Annotated in this window: 30 protein-coding genes and 2 pseudogenes; 3 read left to right on the top strand and 29 right to left on the bottom strand. The window is 41.2% G+C overall.

The genetic code is table 11. From position 1 onward, the window contains the following. Positions 1 to 41: 41 nt before the first annotated feature. The 23 genes and pseudogenes from Q3C19_RS09130 to Q3C19_RS09035 form a co-directional block, all read right to left on the bottom strand. Positions 42 to 380, bottom strand: a complete 339-nt coding sequence (locus tag Q3C19_RS09130) for a hypothetical protein (RefSeq protein ID WP_302728794.1) — start codon at positions 378 to 380, stop codon at positions 42 to 44. Between the two features lie 111 nt (positions 381 to 491). Next, on the bottom strand, positions 492 to 1,025 hold the full coding sequence (locus Q3C19_RS09125; protein ID WP_302728792.1) for a hypothetical protein: 534 nt from the start codon (positions 1,023 to 1,025) through the stop codon (positions 492 to 494). Between the two features lies 1 nt (position 1,026). Beyond that, positions 1,027 to 1,419 carry a hypothetical protein gene (locus Q3C19_RS09120; protein WP_302728790.1) on the bottom strand — a complete coding sequence of 131 codons (393 nt, stop codon included), beginning with the start codon at positions 1,417 to 1,419 and terminating at the stop codon, positions 1,027 to 1,029. Next, entirely contained in the window at positions 1,416 to 1,712 is a 297-nt protein-coding gene (locus tag Q3C19_RS09115) for a hypothetical protein (protein ID WP_277122633.1), read from the bottom strand. Before Q3C19_RS09115 ends, Q3C19_RS09120 begins: the two co-directional genes overlap by 4 nt. Next, the gene (locus Q3C19_RS09110; RefSeq protein WP_302728788.1) at positions 1,703 to 2,026 is read right to left on the bottom strand and encodes a hypothetical protein; all 324 of its coding nucleotides are present in this window, start codon (positions 2,024 to 2,026) and stop codon (positions 1,703 to 1,705) included. Before Q3C19_RS09110 ends, Q3C19_RS09115 begins: the two co-directional genes overlap by 10 nt. After that, positions 2,023 to 2,337 (bottom strand): DUF6706 family protein, encoded by a 315-nt coding sequence (locus Q3C19_RS09105; RefSeq protein WP_302728786.1) that lies wholly within the window; start codon positions 2,335 to 2,337, stop codon positions 2,023 to 2,025. Before Q3C19_RS09105 ends, Q3C19_RS09110 begins: the two co-directional genes overlap by 4 nt. Beyond that, positions 2,334 to 3,416 (bottom strand): hypothetical protein, encoded by a 1,083-nt coding sequence (locus tag Q3C19_RS09100; protein ID WP_302728784.1) that lies wholly within the window; start codon positions 3,414 to 3,416, stop codon positions 2,334 to 2,336. Before Q3C19_RS09100 ends, Q3C19_RS09105 begins: the two co-directional genes overlap by 4 nt. Before the next feature lie 17 nt (positions 3,417 to 3,433). Next, positions 3,434 to 4,024 carry a head fiber protein gene (locus Q3C19_RS09095; protein WP_277122641.1) on the bottom strand — a complete coding sequence of 197 codons (591 nt, stop codon included), beginning with the start codon at positions 4,022 to 4,024 and terminating at the stop codon, positions 3,434 to 3,436. A gap of 3 nt (positions 4,025 to 4,027) precedes the next feature. Further along, a complete protein-coding gene (locus tag Q3C19_RS09090) occupies positions 4,028 to 4,672 on the bottom strand; it encodes a hypothetical protein (RefSeq protein WP_302728782.1) in 645 nt (214 codons plus the stop codon). Between the two features lie 168 nt (positions 4,673 to 4,840). Further along, positions 4,841 to 5,245, bottom strand: coding sequence for an antitoxin HicB (locus Q3C19_RS09085; RefSeq protein ID WP_277122645.1), 405 nt, complete (start codon positions 5,243 to 5,245; stop codon positions 4,841 to 4,843). Positions 5,246 to 5,284: 39 nt separating this feature from the next. Then, positions 5,285 to 5,473, bottom strand: coding sequence for a type II toxin-antitoxin system HicA family toxin (locus Q3C19_RS09080; RefSeq protein ID WP_117671892.1), 189 nt, complete (start codon positions 5,471 to 5,473; stop codon positions 5,285 to 5,287). Between the two features lie 189 nt (positions 5,474 to 5,662). After that, a complete protein-coding gene (locus tag Q3C19_RS09075) occupies positions 5,663 to 7,177 on the bottom strand; it encodes a phage portal protein (RefSeq protein ID WP_302728771.1) in 1,515 nt (504 codons plus the stop codon). 11 nt (positions 7,178 to 7,188) lie between these two features. Then, positions 7,189 to 7,350, bottom strand: coding sequence for a hypothetical protein (locus Q3C19_RS18425; RefSeq protein WP_368045235.1), 162 nt, complete (start codon positions 7,348 to 7,350; stop codon positions 7,189 to 7,191). 16 nt (positions 7,351 to 7,366) lie between these two features. Beyond that, positions 7,367 to 8,014, bottom strand: a complete 648-nt coding sequence (locus Q3C19_RS18420; RefSeq protein WP_368045234.1) for an HNH endonuclease signature motif containing protein — start codon at positions 8,012 to 8,014, stop codon at positions 7,367 to 7,369. Positions 8,015 to 8,232: 218 nt separating this feature from the next. Next, positions 8,233 to 9,339: pseudogene (locus tag Q3C19_RS18415) on the bottom strand (PBSX family phage terminase large subunit); the annotation flags it as partial. Between the two features lie 192 nt (positions 9,340 to 9,531). After that, positions 9,532 to 10,449: pseudogene (locus Q3C19_RS18410) on the bottom strand (Hint domain-containing homing endonuclease); the annotation flags it as partial. Then, positions 10,439 to 10,843, bottom strand: coding sequence for a hypothetical protein (locus Q3C19_RS09065; protein WP_302728767.1), 405 nt, complete (start codon positions 10,841 to 10,843; stop codon positions 10,439 to 10,441). The gene Q3C19_RS09065 and the pseudogene Q3C19_RS18410, both read right to left, overlap by 11 nt. A gap of 23 nt (positions 10,844 to 10,866) precedes the next feature. Next, a complete protein-coding gene (locus tag Q3C19_RS09060; protein WP_302728765.1) occupies positions 10,867 to 11,664 on the bottom strand; it encodes a hypothetical protein in 798 nt (265 codons plus the stop codon). After that, positions 11,627 to 12,307, bottom strand: coding sequence for a phosphoadenosine phosphosulfate reductase family protein (locus Q3C19_RS09055; RefSeq protein ID WP_302728763.1), 681 nt, complete (start codon positions 12,305 to 12,307; stop codon positions 11,627 to 11,629). The genes Q3C19_RS09060 and Q3C19_RS09055 overlap by 38 nt, the downstream gene beginning before the upstream one ends. Positions 12,308 to 12,522: 215 nt before the next feature. Beyond that, entirely contained in the window at positions 12,523 to 12,912 is a 390-nt protein-coding gene (locus Q3C19_RS09050; protein WP_302728761.1) for a hypothetical protein, read from the bottom strand. A 164-nt stretch (positions 12,913 to 13,076) separates the two neighbouring features. Continuing rightward, entirely contained in the window at positions 13,077 to 13,289 is a 213-nt protein-coding gene (locus Q3C19_RS09045) for a DUF3873 family protein (RefSeq protein ID WP_277122663.1), read from the bottom strand. Next, a complete protein-coding gene (locus Q3C19_RS09040) occupies positions 13,286 to 13,753 on the bottom strand; it encodes a class II glutamine amidotransferase (RefSeq protein WP_277122665.1) in 468 nt (155 codons plus the stop codon). The genes Q3C19_RS09045 and Q3C19_RS09040 overlap by 4 nt, the downstream gene beginning before the upstream one ends. A gap of 63 nt (positions 13,754 to 13,816) precedes the next feature. Beyond that, positions 13,817 to 14,683: an amidoligase family protein gene (locus Q3C19_RS09035; protein WP_302728758.1), complete on the bottom strand. Its 867-nt coding sequence runs from the start codon at positions 14,681 to 14,683 to the stop codon at positions 13,817 to 13,819. 190 nt (positions 14,684 to 14,873) lie between these two features. Here Q3C19_RS09035 and Q3C19_RS09030 point away from each other — a divergent pair, with 190 nt between their 5' ends. From Q3C19_RS09030 to Q3C19_RS09020, 3 genes are all read left to right on the top strand, one after another. After that, positions 14,874 to 15,119, top strand: coding sequence for a helix-turn-helix domain-containing protein (locus tag Q3C19_RS09030; protein WP_302728756.1), 246 nt, complete (start codon positions 14,874 to 14,876; stop codon positions 15,117 to 15,119). A 16-nt stretch (positions 15,120 to 15,135) separates the two neighbouring features. Beyond that, a complete protein-coding gene (locus Q3C19_RS09025; protein WP_302728754.1) occupies positions 15,136 to 15,714 on the top strand; it encodes a hypothetical protein in 579 nt (192 codons plus the stop codon). Between the two features lie 82 nt (positions 15,715 to 15,796). Then, entirely contained in the window at positions 15,797 to 16,186 is a 390-nt protein-coding gene (locus Q3C19_RS09020; protein WP_302728752.1) for a hypothetical protein, read from the top strand. A gap of 31 nt (positions 16,187 to 16,217) precedes the next feature. On the opposite strand, the gene Q3C19_RS09015 is transcribed toward Q3C19_RS09020, so the two are convergent. The 6 genes from Q3C19_RS09015 to Q3C19_RS08990 form a co-directional block, all read right to left on the bottom strand. Further along, the gene (locus tag Q3C19_RS09015; RefSeq protein WP_302728750.1) at positions 16,218 to 16,655 is read right to left on the bottom strand and encodes a hypothetical protein; all 438 of its coding nucleotides are present in this window, start codon (positions 16,653 to 16,655) and stop codon (positions 16,218 to 16,220) included. An 88-nt stretch (positions 16,656 to 16,743) separates the two neighbouring features. After that, positions 16,744 to 17,322, bottom strand: coding sequence for a hypothetical protein (locus Q3C19_RS09010; RefSeq protein ID WP_302728748.1), 579 nt, complete (start codon positions 17,320 to 17,322; stop codon positions 16,744 to 16,746). Next, positions 17,319 to 17,609 carry a hypothetical protein gene (locus Q3C19_RS09005; protein ID WP_302728747.1) on the bottom strand — a complete coding sequence of 97 codons (291 nt, stop codon included), beginning with the start codon at positions 17,607 to 17,609 and terminating at the stop codon, positions 17,319 to 17,321. The genes Q3C19_RS09010 and Q3C19_RS09005 overlap by 4 nt, the downstream gene beginning before the upstream one ends. A gap of 37 nt (positions 17,610 to 17,646) precedes the next feature. Beyond that, positions 17,647 to 18,477, bottom strand: coding sequence for a hypothetical protein (locus Q3C19_RS09000; protein WP_302728746.1), 831 nt, complete (start codon positions 18,475 to 18,477; stop codon positions 17,647 to 17,649). A gap of 1 nt (position 18,478) precedes the next feature. Then, positions 18,479 to 18,676: a hypothetical protein gene (locus tag Q3C19_RS08995; RefSeq protein ID WP_302728745.1), complete on the bottom strand. Its 198-nt coding sequence runs from the start codon at positions 18,674 to 18,676 to the stop codon at positions 18,479 to 18,481. 1 nt (position 18,677) lies between these two features. Further along, entirely contained in the window at positions 18,678 to 19,010 is a 333-nt protein-coding gene (locus Q3C19_RS08990) for a hypothetical protein (RefSeq protein ID WP_302728744.1), read from the bottom strand. Positions 19,011 to 19,184: the final 174 nt, after the last annotated feature.

Genomic DNA, 19,184 nt, shown 5'->3' with positions numbered 1-19,184 from the left:
CTCCATGAATGACGCAATCTGCCCTAAAAAGCAGTCATTACCTACAGCTTCGGTTTTGCTATCAGGTTTGCTACATTCCTTGCTAAACCCGATAGCCCTATAAAATCCTCAACTGAAAGCAAGGAATAAGCCTCATTCAAAGCCACCCTTATTTCTCTTTCGTCACCTTGTAACAATTCATCAAACAGACTGTCATCACCTTGTATGAACCACGACAAGGCGTGCGCAAACGCATCTATGTTCCCTCCAGACATGATCACGTCCTTAATTGTATCTCCTTCCATCCCTGATAACCAATGTCCGGCACCGGCTATTTTCTTCATGGTAGGTGGAGCTATCGTATATAGTTTCCCTGCTACCGTCACGCTCTTGAAATCCATCCCAAGAATCGCGCTTGTTATTAATCTTGCACCTTCGTTCAACATAATTAAAACTAAAATGGCGGTGAGCAATCACCCACCGCCGTCCTTAAATAATCAATTTGCCAAAACTTAAGCTGCTGCGTCTACTTTTGTCCCATCAAACAAATAGTCAGACTTAACACCTTCATTCGGGTTATCCATAGCAACGGCAGAAACTCCTAAGCCGATATTCTTCTCCTGCTGATCTCCCTTACCGATAACAGCAGCATTTGAGAAGACAATATAGTTACCAGTCTTGGTCTGACCAACTATACCCATATTCATAATAGTAGGAGAATCCGGGGAACTCCATCCTTCATCTGTTCCCACCTTTTCACCGCCACGAAGAGCAACAAGGTCATCCAGTTCATATTCACCCATTGTGAACGCTATGGTCTTTGCTCCCTTAGCGGTCACGTCACGATAATACACACCACCAGTCAGTTCATTGATATAGTCGGTGTAGGTAGGATCATCCTCGGTATAGCTCCATGTATCCTGATGAGAGTTTTTCACTTCGGTTGCTGTTTCCAGCCACTCTTTCAAGGTGGCCGCTGTTACGGCTGCTGTAAACACATCGCCGTACCAAATTCTCTTGATTCCAATAAAAGGTTTCAATGCCATATCATTTCACATTTAAAACTTCAAACAAAATTCTTACATTCACATAGTGACACTTTAAGGCAGTGTCCTCCTCTGTTCCTATTGAGTCGATGAAATAATGATAGGTGGTACCGTCATAACGTCCAGTTACTCCGTCAAACAATCCTTGTGCCTCTTTCTCCAGTTCGTTCAGGCGAATGGTATTGGCTTCGCCTTCTTTCAGATCAGGGACACAAATGTTCACTTCTGCGAAAGATTTCTTCCAGTATGTACCCGGCTGTTGCTTCTTGGCGTGAATGACAATTCTTTCTGACTTCATCGCCCCTGTCAACTTCTTGCCATGGGGAACGATAGATATGCCGAAAGGCTGGCAATCACGGTAGAGTATGTTCGCTATGTCGGTAGTCACTATCATTTGATTTCCTCCTTCAATCGTCTCTCAGCGTATAGAGCCGCACCAGTTGATACTTCATAGCCTTTAGATTCGACGTGCGAGGCATATTCAGCAACGTTTTTTATCACCAGCCCGTCATCCTCAACTGAATACTTGTTTGACTTACGGAGCGTTCCGGTCCGGTTCTGATAACTGCCGTTCTTCACAGCATAATCGACAGCTTCTTTCCCAACCTTATCTTCAACAGCTTTCACCTCGGCATAACCTTGGTCGAAAAAGCTGTCCACGTCCGAAAAGTCAAACTTTACATCCATACCTCTGAGTAACCAAAATAATTCGTATTCTTGACCATGTAAACCTCGCCTGTACCCCGGATATTCTCACCGTCCATACATCTGACTTCATCACCAGCCTTCAGTGAGATTCTTTTCTCACAGACTACATGGTAATTCGGTCGGTACACCTCGCCGTTCTCAGAAGTAAACTCCTTGGTGGAGTTATCGTCACACCGGCACTTGCATACGTCCTGCCAGCTTTCTCCACCGGTACCGGGAATAGGCCGGCCGAACTCGTCTGTGTCCATTGGAGTGGTGACCTTAACCTGTAATGTATGCGGAGCAAATATCATAGGAATCTGACTTTAGGTTTATCTGACAGCGTGTCTTCAAGACCGTACTTCTTGCACAAGAAAGAGTAGTATTCCTTCAAGCCCTGAGTATTCCAAGACATAGAGAAACCATTCTCACTGATGGAAGTGGCACGGAGTAATAGAGAGGGGATGAACTTTGCCATAGCCACCGACACAAGTCCGATGTTTGACGGGTCTATCTCATATTCTCCGCATATCCCTGAAGACAGACTTATCTCCAAAAGGTCAGCCTCCGACAAGTTAATGCCGAAGGTCTGAAACTTCTGTGATATGTAGTCGTTTACTGTCATGCGTTCATGGTGGTCAAATCGAAGTTCACAATCAGGTTAGGACTCGTAATCTGCGGAATCCACTCAGCGGTATATTCCAGATAGCGTCCGTTACCATCCTTATAACCGGAGATGAGCATTTCGCCATCTGCTTGGCTGTAGTTACGTCCCGGTACGCCATCCACGGCTTCGTAGGGTGTGTGGAAACGCATGTAACCGATCTTGTCCTGCGGGAGCAGGGTGATGCGGTTGTCTGCGTAAATCTGCACGTTTTTGCCGGACTGGTCCAGAACATAGTCTTCCTTGATTTCGATAGCTGGGAGCCCTATGCCCGTAAATACAGAAGAGGCCAGTTGGGAAGTAATCAGTCCGGTTGACATGTACATCTCGTTACCTGTGAGCTGCATCTTGAACTTGTCGCCGAACTCGCTCGAACCGATGATGTTCTTCACGAAAGTTCCTCGTGACATGATCATCTTCGGGAAGTTGCCATAAACGGCTTTCAACTCATTGATCTGCTGCTGCAGATAGGTAATGAAGTTAGCCTTCGCACCAGCTTCGGGCGTAATGAACTTGAATGGAAGTTCGATATCCAAAAGGTCGATGCCGCCGGCATTGTCGTCCTTGTTCTTCACTTGAGCCTTACCAGTCATCAACAAAGAACCTACAACGATGTCCATTCGCTTGTGAGCGGCAAGAAGCACTTGGCGATAGTCATCGTAGATGAAGTTCACGATGTCCTGCATGGCGGCAACTTGGTCGGCGGTCTTGGCCGCATTGAACTTATCCACCAAGTCCTGCAGTTCGGACAAACGGTCGATGGAAATCTGGTAGCGGTCGCCCAGATAGGCAATTTCACCATATCCCGAACCGATGTTCCGGCGTTCACGGATTGGCTTCTCTCCATAGCGCGAATTGATGGAACCGGCCATCACGCCCGTAACTTGGCCGATATAGTCTTTGAATACGCGGGTGGTCGTTCTGCGGAAGTCCAGGTACTGCTGCCAGTAGATTGTATCCTTACGGGTCTGAAGGACGCGCTGGATAACGGCGTTAACGATGTTAGGATCGTTAAACAGGGTATAGATAGTTAGCATCATATCTTAGTCCTCCTTTCTTATTCGTTAAACTGGAAAAATTTCATGTTCTCCTTGTCCTTCGCATGGAAAGGCATAGCCAACTTAGTGGGTTCAATCTCAAACGCCCGCATGAGCAAGGCTACAAGGGTGATGCCTTCCTCCACCTTTGCACGTTCATATAAAGCTGAATTGGCGATGACCTTAGGTGTAGTTCCGGCTGCTGCACTTGCTTCAAAAAGTACGGTTCCAGCTTCAAGCGTAGCCCCGAAATCGGCTCCCAAAGTAAGCTTATCGAAAGCCTTGTCACTTTTATCAATTGAACTGATAGTTGCACCATGCGCACCATTCCCAATGTGCATGCCGGCATAAGCCAAAGAGTTCTTTTTAATTTTCAACGTGGTATTAGAACCGGTTGTAAACTTTTCATAGACTTCCACACGGATAGCCACCTGAGCGGTTTTCTTTACCAGATCGGCGGCAATCGGCGTGAAGGATGGGAGGAACGAACCAGCGACAAGGTTGGTTGTGTCCAGCTTGTATGGGCCTCTGCGTCTGCGTCCGGTCTCCACGTCATAGCGTTCCTCTACAGACGGTTCAGGCTCGATGTTGTACTTAAATCCTGCTGCCATAAATTACTTGTTTTGTTGTTCGACAATAGATTTTGTGTCCGCCTCAATCATTTTAGCGAACTCGCTTGCTTCCTGCTCCTGCTTCTGTTCGGCAGTTTCAGGTGCTTTAGCGAACTGAAATCCGCTGTTAGACATATCCTGCTTCATGTCCTTGAAGTAAGTGTCCAAGTCCGTGTTCTCAGGAATATTGCGGTCTTTCAGCATAAATTCGGGAATACCGTACTTCTTCGCCACTGCTGAAATCTGAGAATTGCGCTGCGCCTGCGCTTTCTCTGATTCATAAGCAGACAGCTTTTCAGAAAGAGTCTTGTTGGAATCAATCAAGGCCTGGGCCCATGCAGGAACTTCGTCTTTTTTCTCATCCTTCTTTTCGTCTTTCTTTTCTTCCGGTTCCTCGATTGGCTTTCCGTCTTTCAGTCCATGCTTCTTCTCGTAGTTGGTAACTGCGGAAGTCTGCGCTTGTCCTGCACGGAAATCACCATAGTTTTGCATCACGTCCTGAAATGAGATACCCTCCACGATGGAGTTTACCTTCGTTTCGTCCGTTACACCCTCAGCCTTTTTGGTGGCGATACGGGTAAGTGTAGCAGTGTCCACCCCAGAAAACTTCTGTTGCAGTCCTGCCAAGATTTGTTCAAAGATTGTCATACCGTATGAGTTTGATTAATAATTTCATACGGTAAATTTACTTATAGAGAAAGGGAAGGGGAAATTTTAAGGATAATGATACGAAACAATTGGGAGAATGTTTGTTTTTAGACAAAAAGAAAGCGTGACTACTGGGGTAATCACGCTGAAAACATCAAAATAAATATCCTACAACAAATTTATAGCTGCCAGTTCCTCTGTCAACGCATTAATACCTTTCTGAATCTTCTCCAACTGCTGTTTGCGTGGCTTGTGCACTCCAGCCGCATAGTGCCACAACTGGCGCTCATTGATTCCGGTTATCCGGCTCAAAGCAGCCTTTGTGAAAATACTGCTATAATAGTTGATGAAAGTGGCAGCATCTATCTTGAACTTCAAGGTAAACTCTCCCTGTAATACTTCCACCGGAGCGATGTTCATCTCCTTGCATGACTCCAGGTAAAGATCAACAGCTTCCTTCATGTTCTTCTCGATTTCCTTCACGTCGTTGCCGACAGTTATCACCGGAGCACCTTCAATATAGGCACTCAGATTATTTCCAGCATGTTCTACAATTACTTCAACGGTTTTCATACATACCTCCTTTTATTATTAAACAAAAGAGGAGGGGGCTTATTTAAGCCCCGCTTGCCTCAAAATGTTGTAATAAGTGCCTTTCTCAACGCCTTTCTTGCCGTGGTCGGGGACAATCACTACGTGGCTGCCATCGGTGTAAACCATGTGACTGCCTTTCTGCCTCACGAACCAAAAGCCATTTTCAGTAAGCAGCGTTACAACGTCTTTAACTGATTTGTAGCTCATAGCGTTTAAGACTTAATTACGATGCAAATATAGTAAAATAACGAATAATATCAAAAAAAGTATTCATGTTTTTACTATGATAAAGAAAATAGCGACACCTCGAAAGATACCGCTATTCAATTAGTCAATATTTTAGATTTTCATTCGTCTGTTTTGTATATTGCCCGTAATTTTTCTGACTGAATTGTTCTATTCTTCAGATTTGTTACTGGAACTTTTGAGAGAGGAAAGCTGTTTCTGCTTCTCGATGTCGTTCTTTTGCTTCTCTGCCTGCTCTTCCTTGATGGCTTCAATCTCGTCCAAAACTGAATCTACATTCCCAACAAAGGTAATAGCCCGCTGCTGAGACCAGATTTCACCGTCCTTGGCCTTGATGGCGGTATCTATCTTATCCTTGATGTCCTCCAGCCGGTAAGGTTGCATCTGTACGTCCACGTCGATAGTCTCGGAGGCTGCTTCAAGAGTAGTATTCACGGAACCCAAGGCGGATACAAGGAAGTTCACCCGTCGCTGCATGAACTCACCGACAGTTTCATTCAGGTTCTCCACATTCAGATGGGTGGACATGAACACATAGTCAAAGGTAACACCGGAAACCGCATTACCGGTTCCTTTCAGGGAGTCAAAAGAAATTCGTGGCGTATTGGTCAGTCCGTATATCTGACTTAGCAGTGTCTCCACCTCGAATTTTACCGTATCTGGTACCTGGGACCAGGTAAGATACTGGGCGTTTGCTCCCTGACCTGTAAGTTCCACTACCCTATTTTTGAACTCACCGGAGAAGTTTTGTACGTCACCGAACAGCATGAGGATCGGAAAGAAATGATAATCGATGCAGTCCGCATAGTTTGAAAGAAGTTTCTCCAGCCGGACGCGCATGCTCTTTATCTTCTCGCAGTACGCTTCCGGACGGTACATATAAATCACCGGCATTTTCTTGAATCCATGAGAAAATGATCCTTTGTCAGTCCATTTGCTCGTCAGTTCCCACTGGTAGACCATATCCTTGGTAATGGTCATGAAACACGTTATCTCAACATCGTCCAGGTCTTTCTTCTTGTACTCACGAGAAAGGGCTACCAAATCCCCGTTGTCATTGAAAAATGGGTAGAGCTTATCACCCCGGAACGGAGACCAGATAGCACTCTTTAGGCGATACTCAGGTTTGGATTTACCAAAAATTCCTGAAATCTTACGTTTAAGCTTGGCCCAGAAACCATCATCTTTCACCACATACCAGTATTCAGCTACTTCCTGCTCGGCCAACCATGCACGGACAAGTTTCTTATTCTGATACTTCAACTTGTTCTTCTTAAACACCTGCTTCAAGGCAGAAAGAAGGCTTTCTTCTGATTCATCCGGTTGGCAATCAAGTACAGGTTCTGTCCCAACAGTGAAAGCTGTCTGAAGGTTTACGATGTCCTGCTCAATGGGCAATGTAATTCTATTAGGTTCGACCTCTTTCTTCACTGCTGGTTCTATATACTCTTTACCGGTGGTCGGGTCTGTAATCCGTTTCTCAGGCTGGGTGGTGATTTTAATTTTAGGATATTTCTCCTCGTCTATCACTATCTCGTGCTTGTTCGGATTCCAGTCATTATATAGAGCATGAGCGTTGGGGAGCTCGGTTTTGCGCCCTTTCTTCAGGTAGTAGATTTTTCTCTCTACTTCGGGTATAGCTAAAATTTCTTCTAAGGTTCTCATATACTATTTTTTTAATGTCCAAATATTCCTGATACATCTTTCGGTTTCATAATCCTACCGAGAAGTTCTCCCAACACATAGTAGCGTGCAGCGTCTATGCAATTATGTACAAGAATTCCATTAGCAAAAAACTCGTGCATGTCCTCAACCTCCAAGTCGTAAACACTTGCTATATTATCACTTATTATCTCAATCTTTTTTATTTCTGACGCTTGCAGAATACTTTCCGCTGCACCTTTTGCTACAGTACCATGTTCTACTGTATTTGTTTGCAGTAAATTCTCTACCGCACCATTTACATTTCCGTGTTTCGTTGTCAACTCCTGAATGGTATCTGTATGCAGTCTTGCACTTATTTGAACAGAATCTGTTAATTCCATTCGGCATTGCAGAAAACGTCTTTCCACACCATTCACAGACGAACTCCTTTGGCTTTGCGTTTGCAAATTGTTTTTTAGCGTGTTCGCTATGCCATTTCTTGCCTTCTTCTGATCCATGCCATTCAGCAGCATATTTACTTGCTTTAACCATGTTCTTTCTGCGTTGTGCAAGTATTTCTTCATTCTCATTTTGTTCTTTCGCATGAAGCCGCAAATGGGTGTGCATCTCAACAAGCTCAAGGTTGCTAATTTCATTATTCCATGTGTTTTCGTCTTTGTGGTGAACATGGTATCCTTTTGGTATATCTCCATTGAAGTATTTCCACACTTCCCTGTGAAGTCTTTTCGTTCCACGAGAGAAATATCGTTCTCCGTTATATAAACAATATTCTTTCCCATTAAAGATTTGCACGTATAGAGTATGTCCGTTTCCGTCAAGTTTTTTAATTGTTTCCATCCATTTTTAGTTTTAAATCTATGTTCAGGCGTAGCCTTTAATTCTACTATAAAGTTACTAAAAATCAGACGAATATGCAATATCCTTTTATATCCATTATCAAAGAATTTACTTACTTTCCGATAGCCGTCTGATGTAAGCACATACTCGCCAACTTTGATGGAATCAATACGCTTTCTACCCGATAAAGTTTCTATCATAGTTTCACCTACGAAGCAGTGATTATCATGGTCTTCCGGCTCGTTGATATAGTTTCCGTCCTTATCTTTTGCCCAGACATAATTTCTAAACTCCCGTTGAAGATTATAAGAACGTTTTGTGATAAAGATTTCCATACCTTGCATCTTGTCAATACCGGCATTAATAGAGCCACTCCCCTTCTCTACCGGATAAATTTTGATACCTCCGTTGTGGATTTCCTGAATGAGTCGCGGGTCTGCACTGTCAGCAATCACCCTCAGACTCCAAGGCCGCAAGGTTTTTATGATGTCGCCCGAAAGCAGTCCTGTTCTATAATCCAATTCATCCAGATACAACGCATTGTCAATGATACCACACCGAATGGAAGCCGACGGGTCGTTGGTATACCCGAAGTCTTGTCCAATTGCTACTCGTTTGCACCACATCGGGAACTCATCCACGATACCCCATTTCTTGAACACAGCCCCTTCGGCTACGTCTGCCCATCGGCCGATGACGGTGTGGGCATACTTCTCAGGATTCTTCTCCTTCATTTCCTTGACTTCATTCAGGAACTCAGGGGAAAGATTCTCGATGTTATCGAAACAGGTGGTATGGATATGAAGGACATTCGGATGGGTGGATATCTGCACCTGTACGCCGTCAATCTCCACCAGCTTGTGGGTGTTCTCGATAAAACGCTTATAGACCCAGTGGTTCGAGTCGGTAGGGTTCATCACGATAATGATTCGGTTCTGGATTCCTTTTTGCCGGATGGAAAGCATGATGGTTTCAAACTCCTTTTCCGATACCCATTCCTCGGCTTCATCTACTACGAAAGTAGTAATACCGTGAATAGATTTCAGCTTGGCAGTCTGCACACCCGATGACGTCTTGATGCCTCGGAACATGACACACCCGCCGCTTCGCAGGTTCTTTACGTCCGTCTTGGTGCTTCTGAAATATTTGGAGTGCCCGTCTAAATCCACCTTCTCCATAAACTCAGGGATGACGGATATGTGGGCAGAAACCATCGTGTATCGGGTATAAAGTATCTGATGGACGATTCTCTTTTCGGGTGACGGATGACGCACCTCGAAAAGCAATCGTTCGATGAATGTAGAAACATTGAACGATTTCCCCGAATTGTGTGTAACCGTCCCATCGGAATGCAAATACCGTTGGTTTCCGTCAAGACAAATGCCGCACCAGTCACCAATCCCGGCAGGCTCTATCGAAAGTTGCGACAAATGCCAGTCCTTGTTTTTATGAACATTAGCTTTGTTTACAATTTTTCTTTTTACCTTACAAGGTATTCTCCATGTATCACCATTGATATGAACACGAAATACTTTACCGCAATCCTTGCCGCTACAGCGTGCATTCTTTTCGTTGATGCTTGTCCTGAAGCCAAGAGTGTCCGCAATATATTTTATTTGCCTTGCAAGCGTTTCACTTTTTTGCGTGATTTCGTATCCGTTTCTTGCCATCGTTCCATCAGTATCAAGCAATCCTGCAAGTAATTCAAGACGTACCTTTTCGCTGTTTGATATGTATTCTTGTGGAATATGCTTATTCCCAATCAAATCATAGTGGCGCAAAACATCCATTATAGGATTCGTTAGTCCACCATTTTTAGCAAGCCGGAATGTCTTAGCCTTACCTTTTACTCCGTTGACTGAAAGACGCAAATTTAGGTTTTCCGCATACCCATTCAGATACTGTTCAATTTCAATATCAGGAGTTGTTATCTGCGGATATATACTTGTTCCATCGCCCAGCCATAAGCCAAGCAGATAAGGATCTAACTCAACAGGACTCTCTTTATAGTGTATCGAACCAGTCTTATAGCCTCTGAAATGTTCCTTGAAACGATTGCTACGATTCATATAGTCGGTAATACACATATCAGTGTACTCTTCGAAGTCATTGTATCTTCCTGCGTTGATTGAATCCTGGCTTTTCCTCAAGCAGAGGATATGTGCGTCATTTACAAGATAATCCTCCGCGCTCGTTTGTCTGACACGGAACATCTCGCTTCGGCCTTTCATCGTTGCAAGAACCTTACGCGGTGTACCATCGTCACCCATAACATAGTCTCCGACCTTAATGTCTTTAATTTGCTTTATCGTCAAATCGGACATTATGACCTCTTGTGTAGGTGTCTCACACCCACGTCCTCCGGTGACGAGGATAATAAACTTGTCCTTGTTATGATATAGCGGTGCATATATTTTCTGGGGTTTAATCTTCACTTTCGTTCTCCTCCATCCATTTGTCTATGCCAATGCCGTTCTCGCGGTGAAGGTCATTTTCTTCATCCTGTGTTTCTCCAAATCCTTCTTTCCTTCCTAGTGTAGAAAGTAGATACCGAATCATATACCCATCTGGTCGCTCACGCCATCCAATAAAGTTGCCCTTCTCATCTTTCTCAGGGATGCCAAGAGCAAGTATACGTGCAGACACAAGGCATTCATCCACTAAAGAACCTCTTTCATCTGATATAGCGTCCTTGAATAGCTCATCTGCCTTAGCCCAGTCATATATGGTCTTCCGCGTCACACGGAACGTGACGGCTACTTTGGAAAGATTACCTCCTGTCTTATGAAGAATCTCCCTGAATTTTAATATGTCTGGCTTCTTCCCCATGCGCGCGTACTTGTTTACTTTGGTTACTCAATTCCAAATTCAACCCTGTCCATAAATTCCTTTCCGTCAATATAACGTTCATCAAATCCATAACCGAACATTTCCATGAAGTTTGCCCTTTCTGTTGGACTTTTGAAAGACAAAACGACATAACTTAGCATTCCATTATCCTTTTCGAAACTATTCTGACTGCCTATCCTGTCTTTTATCTTTTGCACTTCATTATGGCGTGCAATCTGATTCTCTTTAGAATCCTCATAGAAATTATTCGAACGGTCAACATTCTTATCTTCTACACCGTTCCTAGTCATTTCATCAATAACAGACAGCGAATCGTCCAACACATTGTTTTTACTCCAGATTTCGTCGTTTATGTTTAAATCTATATCACCAACACCAAGCATGTTAAGGTCAAAATCATTAAGTCCGGCCAGATTATAGTCTATTCCATCAAGCAGTTCTTTCAACATATCGGAATCAAACTCTCCTTGAACACTTCTACTATTCATGAAAATATTCTGTTCTTTTTCGGTTTTTCCATCCATGTGGACAACTTCAACCCGAATCGGATAATCGTTATCTTTCGTAACCGGATTATATCTATTTACTTCATCCATTACTGACACTCTCTGATGCCCAGAAACTAGATTTCCGGTCTCTTCATTCCAGACTATACCACCTAGTAGACCGACACGCTTCAAATTTGCCTTTAGACTTCTCCGTGCTTCTTGCGTGATTGTCCGAGGATTGTAATTGGCGAAGTTTATGTCACTTCTTCTAATCTCACGACTTTCCGGCTGATTTATTTTGTTCTTTTTCATAATCAAATATCAATTTTTCGCAATACGGGAACTCATCAAGGATTCTCGCATAATCATTTGGATATTTATTCTTCATCAACAAAAGCGTCTTGAGGTCTATAGTGAACCCCTGGCTTATTGCATTGGCATCATACACAAACGGCTTTATCAGATTTCTTTGATTGATGTAATGAAGCACCTCCTTATTTGTCCATAACGCAAGAGGATATACCATACCCTTTTCTGTTACATAACCAGTCTTTGCGAATCTCTTTAACCGCATTCGCTTCATATAACCATCCACTCCTTTCATCCCGCTAAATCCGTATGAAATTCCTGTTTCATCTCTTACAGCTTGCTCTATTTCACCTATTTTTCTTGGCTTGATTGCGGAATTTGGCTCACGAAAAAAGCCACAAGAATCATAATAATCACGTTGAAAATGCTTTATTTGTCGAACTTCTACATTCTTGTATCGTCTTTCTGCCCATCTTATATAAGGTTGAACATGATCTAAATCGGGAATAAGATACATATAATAACATATAACCTTATCAAATATGCCAGCGAGCATATCTAATAAGACTATACTATCCTTACCTCCCGCAGAATAATACAATACAGCAGTATCCGTTTTTTCACGGATACCCTGTATTATTTGCATAGAGAGTAAATATTTGTTCATTACTTACCCCCAGCTCCACTAAAGGCAACATTTAAATCATATCGCCTTTGTTCTCTACTACCTAATTGTGAGGCACTTGATGTGTTTCGACGGTTGGCTACCAATCTACCGCCTAAACCGGCACCATTCATATTTCTTCTTGGTCCGGCAATTCTGTTGATTGTTCTTGCGACTCTACTTTAAGTTTTTAAAAGTTAGACATTTTCCGTACTTATCACTTTGCCAAGATGATACCATACCTGACTTATCAGATATTCTACACCGTTTTCTGTTTTTGTAAGGTCATTGCCATCTTCATCTGTGAAGATGATATACTCTGCGGATTTTACTTCCACTTTAAGTCGTGGAGCATTTTTTCTCCTACCATTTATCAGGTATAAAGCATCATATTTGGCAGGTATAACCTCTATATTTTCGCCATCATCAGGTATATCTTCTTGCCGTTTGTAATCTATACCTTTGTGTCTAAAATAGACATATCTTGTTACGTTAGAAGGATAAACGTATCTGTGCTCTACGCTTTGTTTGCCATTAAGGATGTCTTGAAAACATTCTTTGTTAATTTGTAAAGTAAGCATTTTCATAATCGTGTAAGTTTTAAAATTAGTTGCGGGTGGTGGTACCGCCCCACCTGTCTCTACCAAGTCAAAGTAGCGAGATGTCTTTTTCTCTAACCCGCGATGGTATCTGTACAAAGATACCTCATTATGAAGACAATTTTCAATAACAATTCAATATATACGAAACATTATGCCAAATGTTTGCTTTTCATCCACATGTCACGTTTCTCCCTGCACTTTTCCAGCGTTGGGGCACAGCAAGAAAACAACTCACCTGAATCTGCTTTATAATCGTATTGATACATTTTTACTTTTTTGCCTCTTAATTTGGTAGTGTAGGTACAATAGTTCTCACTACCGGGTTGGCATACGCTGCAGCCATTTACGTTTATTGATTTCATAACCATCTTAAATTAGAGTAATACACACCATTAATTTTGGTATAATCACCATACAATCTAACTTCACCCCTGTACATGAGGGCGAATTTTGAATATCCGATAAACGAATTGATAAGACGATAGACTTCTTGGCTACCATATCCGTATTTCTTGATGGCAGGATAAACCATTGTTCTGAAAGCGATTTCGCTGTCTGTCATGTCGCCAACTGGATATACGTTTAAAACGCCGTTGTGGGCGAAATAAACGCCGTTCTCGACGAACGGGTGGCAGTTAGCCCTACATATAGACCCATTCGTGGCCAGTCTGAAATGAAGAATGCAATCTTCGTCGTCACTAACCTCTGACAGGTGGCGTAAGAATGTCCGATAATCCAATCCCTTATGAAAATGATTGGTTGAAACGAACCCATAACCGTTGTGGTTTAGCTTCTTGATTTTTGCAAGAGTGTCCAGACTCGGCATCTGGACACCTTTTGGCTTATAGATAATGCAACACATAATTGATTGATTTTAATTGTGTGAGGCTCATGCAAGAACCTCAGCACGTGATTTGAAGAATGATTTTTCTTTCTTTGTCAAGAAAGGTATCTCGTCTATTGAAGTAATCTCTGAACTTAGCACGTTCTTCTTAGACCATGCCACCAGCTTAGCACAAAAGTTTACCCAGTTAGAGATCTTTTCGAAGTCTGTTGAGCCTTGATGCTGTCTGAACTCAATAGTTTTATGGCGAGCATAAGAACAGGCGTTGACCTTGAAATATCTGTCGCAGTTCATGGCGTCGAAAATATCCGATTTTGTCGTACACCACATAAAGTTTCTACCTTGTAGTGTTCTGCACCATTGGCTGTTGTTGGCACGCCTTGATCTCGCCATAAACGTATCAATTACTCTCTCTAACTTTTGATAGTTCTTGAATACGTTGATATAAGCTTCGTCAGACAGATTTTGAGCACCGATGTGGACGTGCAATCCCGTTGAACGGTTTACCTGTGCGCCAGCTTCATTCAACGCTTTGCAGCAGTTTTCAAGGCTTTTCATGCCCTCTCTGCCTGTTAGAACCGGCGACACACATTCGATAGGATTTTCGCCTCTGATAGATGAATCAGAAACGAACTTGTAGTAGTGGTTGTTGTCTGTGTGGTTGTAACCCTCATACTGAAAAGGCATTTTGTTTCTTGTTGCGCTTTCTCTCATAAGGCTGGCAGCTACCAGACATTCAATCTCAACGCCAAAAGTAAACTTGTGTACCTCTCTGACTTGTTTAGGCAGTTCTGAAAGCAGAAGTTCAATCTCATACTTTCTCAAACCTAACTTGATGAAAGCCTCTTTCTTTGCAGCCTTAGAACCTTTCATGTTTTTGATCTCTTGGATTTCTTCGTTCAATGTCTTCATAATCGTGTGTATTTATTAATTATACAATCTGTTTAATTATCACAGTGCAAATATACAGATAGTATAATTAATAGCAATAAGAATATAGTTAATAAGTATTAATAATTAATCTGATAGTATTATTTTTGTGATTTTCTTATACTATTTATAAATTTTGAGTATATTTGCAACATAAACAAATAGTTTAATTATGAATTTTAGAATAAAGGAAATTTGCAGAGAAAAAGGTATAATGCTTAAAGACCTTGCGAGCATGATAGGAATAACGGAAGTTGGACTCTCTAAGTCCCTTAATGGAAATCCTAACATAAGCCGACTTGAAGAAATCGCCACCGCTTTAGATGTGCCAGTAACAGAACTCTTTGATAAACCCAAAGAGGGGGTAATACACTGCCCTCATTGTGGAAAGGAGATAAAATTGAATCCGAATGTTTAATCATAAAATTAGGAATATGAAGAAAATATTGTTTTTATTGATAGGCTTTATTATTGCATTGCCTTCATTTGCACAAGATTCCCAACATTTAGAATTTAAAGGTATTCCATTAGATGGGAAACTTTCAGATTTTGTTTTACAATTAAGTAAAGAGGGATTTACATTCAAAGAATATCCAAGAGATTACGTAGCAGTTATGGAAGGCAATTTTGCAGGGAATTACGCTACAATATATATATTGGCAACTCCTAAATCCAAAACTGTATGGAAAGCGACAGTTAATTATAATAAAAAAGAATCTTGGAGTTCTTTGAAATCTGATTATTCAGATATGAAAGAACTGTTTACTAAAAAGTATGGTGAACCTGAAAAGCACTATGAGTTTTTCTCAAAGCCTTATTATGAGGGAGATGGATATGAATTACAAGCACTAAGGAAAGAAAAATGCCATTATATATCATTTTACAAATTGCCATTGGGGGATGCCGCTGTAGAAATATCTCAGTTCGGTTATATTCAAATAGGCTACGAGGATAATATTAATTATGAGCTAAAAAAGAAAGAAGAAGAAAGTGAAGCGTTAGACGATATTTAATGAATAATTAAAACTATTCCAGCCCCGTTCCTTATGGTTCGGGGTTTATCGTATAAAATAAAAATAGAGAAGGAGAATAATTATGGAACTTAAAGAATTTATTAAAGAGTCATTAAGCCAAATAATTGACGCGGTGAAAGAAACTCAAGAGAAGTATAAAGATACCAATGTAGTAATTTGCCCTGATAATATTCAGGAAGTTAAAGATGGTTTATATATTTTGGACGAAAATGAATATGACAACTATTCATCAAGATCCAAAGTGCAAAACATAGATATGGACATTGCAATATCTGTAACAGAAAAAGAAGGGAACAAATCTGGACTCGGAATTGCTAAAATTATAAATGCTGGTATTTCGTCTGAAAATACACAACAAAATGAGAGTATAAGTAAAATTAAATTTTCTATTCCTATCGTTTTACCAACAAGTAGTTCGCAAAAATATTTTGAGAAACATTTTAGGAAATAATATATAGCCGGAAGCATAACGCTCCGGCTTTTTACTTGATTAGTCCTTTGTTTTTCAACCTTTCTATAATTTGGTTGTAAAGATACTCTATATCCTGGCGGAAATCCTTATACTGCTGGTAGATAAAGGAAACATCGGCGATATTGTTCGATATTACACACGGGGACACATCCGGGAACACACCGGAAATCTCGGCCCGGATTCCGTTCGGCAACCGACCGCCGGCCAGCACGCTGGGGGCGAACAGGAACAGAACGATGAAGAGAAACTTCTTCCGCTGGGTGACGCTTTCAGGATTGGGCGGGCAAGCCATCCCAGCCAGCAACTCTTTGAACCAGGAATAAAGCTCAGGAATGAGTGAAAAGTCGGTTAGGATAGGGGAGGAAAGCTCATTCTCTCTCTCAGATAATCTTGATTTCAGTTTACGTATGGATTTCAACTCCACGATTGATGAAAATTCTTTTGTCATAGAACGATTATTATGATTGAAATTCTTATATTTGCATCATAATCGTGTGTGGGAGTTGGCTTCTAATCGTGTGGGCTGGTTCCCTTTTTTAGTATGCTTTCCCTCCGTGCATAAACGGGCGAAGCTCGTTGTACTTCATCTTCTGCTCGATATGCCATGCAATATCTATGTTTTTTGCTCTACACCAAGAAAATATTCTTCCCAAAGAACAACTTATATGTAGTTTCAACCAATCCTTTTGGCTTTTATCTGGGTTGGTGATAAATGAGCAAAACATGTAAGAAAATTCCGTGAATGATATTTCCTCTATATATAAGCTATCCATGTACAACAATTCGCAGTTGCGAAGTCCAGCCAGATCCAGCAGTCTGATGCATGCATCGGAAAGTTCATCCTCTACGCTATCTTTAAGATAATATTCAAACGTATCACGATAGGCTTTATCATAGTTTTCTCCATACAGCTTCATCTCGTGTATGTAGTAATCCAATTCCTGATTGAACTTTTTAGTATCTGCATTTTTTCCTTTCCGGTCTGCTTCCACAGCTTCCATCAGCTCAGATATGACAAGACATAGGAAATGTTCATCACTCAGGTTTCCTTCATGCCATCCGTGGGCGACTGCGCACTGGTAGGCTTTATCTCTTAGGTCGTTCAGGTTCTTCATTTCAGGTATTCTTTATAAAAATATTTTTCTCTTATAAGCCACTCAATCGTTGAAATGACAGCATCAAATAAATCTTTTTTCATTTCTTGGTGCTTCACATCATAACCTAATTCTTCATAGGTAACAAACCAATACATTCTGTCGCTGGAGATTTCCAAATCGGCATTCGGGCGGTTTGTTTGTTCTAACGACTTTGGAATCAGCTCCAGCAAACGGTTAAAACTCCATGAAGGTATGGTATTACTCGCAGGGCAGTGATAGTTTTGAGTAATATACGTATAGTCCATTCCGCTTGGGGACATTTCGATATGGCAATCTGCCGTTTCAGGCTTTATCCCCAGTGCAAGCAATTTTTCCGACTGCCTTCTGGTAGTGGAGATTTGTGATTTGAATTTCATATGATTCATAACTTTCTGTTGTTCCTAATAAGTGTGCTGTTTGTTCGTTGTAAGGTATGCACTCATAGTCCCATCCACCTACGCAATAATAGAGGTAACATTTTTCATCTTCATCCCATACCCTGTGAGAAAATATATTCAAACACCATCTATCTTCAATTCCTTCTCTTGTAAGAACCCAATCTTTAGGTTTAAACTCACAATCCTTTCCAATGTTTGAAGAATTGGAATGATTTGGAAAAAAGCGTTTGAGATATTCTTTGGCTTTCGGCTCTTTGCTTTCTTTCAGTGCTTCAATAATAATTTTTTTCTGTTCTTCATTCGCATGACCTTTTATCGAATAAGTCCAACCTTTCATATCGAAAAAAATATTACCTTGAAGGTCTATGCAACAATACGCACTAAAGTTACCATGTCTATCTTTTGTATCTTTGTAAATAAACGGAGTTCCACATTCGCAAATTAGTATATCTCCATCCTTAAACGTCATGTATTCGGGGATTTCAAGAAGTAAGTCCAAATTGCTTTCTTCGTCGCCCTCACAATGCCACCTTCCGTCAATCATAAATGTTTCAACAACTTCTTTTTCTCTATATTTTAAAAGAGCGACAATAGGAGAATCGTCATCTATTTTGTCCCAGCAAACAACTCTAACATGAATTCCGTCACGTGTAACAATTCTACCTTCGAATTCCTTGTTCTGTATGCGTTTTGCTAACTCCACCTCAAAAGGTACTCTTACGTATTTTGTTTCCATATCACTTATCTTTTATTATTGAATAAACATACTCCAACGCCTCATTATATCCTTTTTCATAAGCATACATTAAGTCGTAACCGTCAAAATAAGGTTGTTGCATTGCTTTTGAAATACCTTCTTTTTCAATTATATTATCCTTATCAAGCTGACGGATTTTTGCTTCTACATATTCCATTGATTTTCGCTTTTCACTCATATCACATTGTCTTTTTAAGTTCTTCAATGAGCGCATTGGCTTGTTCTACTGCAATCTTAGCTATGACTGTTGAAGGTTTGTCTTTAGTATCACTTTTGGCTAACCGCAGTATATCGGTATTTAAACAAAATCCTTGCATCGCCGCAATAGCCGCCTGTACTTTTACGTGCTTCCAGTCTGGGTAAACATTAATAAAATCCAACTGTATATCAAGGTAAGCTTTACCATTACTTCCTAAATAAACATAGCTTGCTCCGTAGCCTATTACTGGAACAGCGCATTTATCAATTTCTACATCTATTACTTCACCTGTCGCTTTTACCTTTGCTTTCATAGTCTTTCATTTTAGATTGAATAAACTTTGCACCCTTAATAAATCCTTCAATAAAGTTGTCGGTGCATACTTTGGCAACTTCCGGATTGCACATACAATAGACAAGAGGACAGTTATTGCATCGCCTGCTTCGTCCTCTTGCATGTTTTGCTTCGTCGATTAATGATGCCATTG

Source organism: Bacteroides sp. ET489, assembly GCF_030518095.1.
Classification (GTDB): Bacteria; Bacteroidota; Bacteroidia; order Bacteroidales; family Bacteroidaceae; genus Bacteroides; species Bacteroides ndongoniae.
Note: the sequence above shows the minus strand (reverse complement) of the source record. Positions and strands in the feature narration are given on the sequence as shown.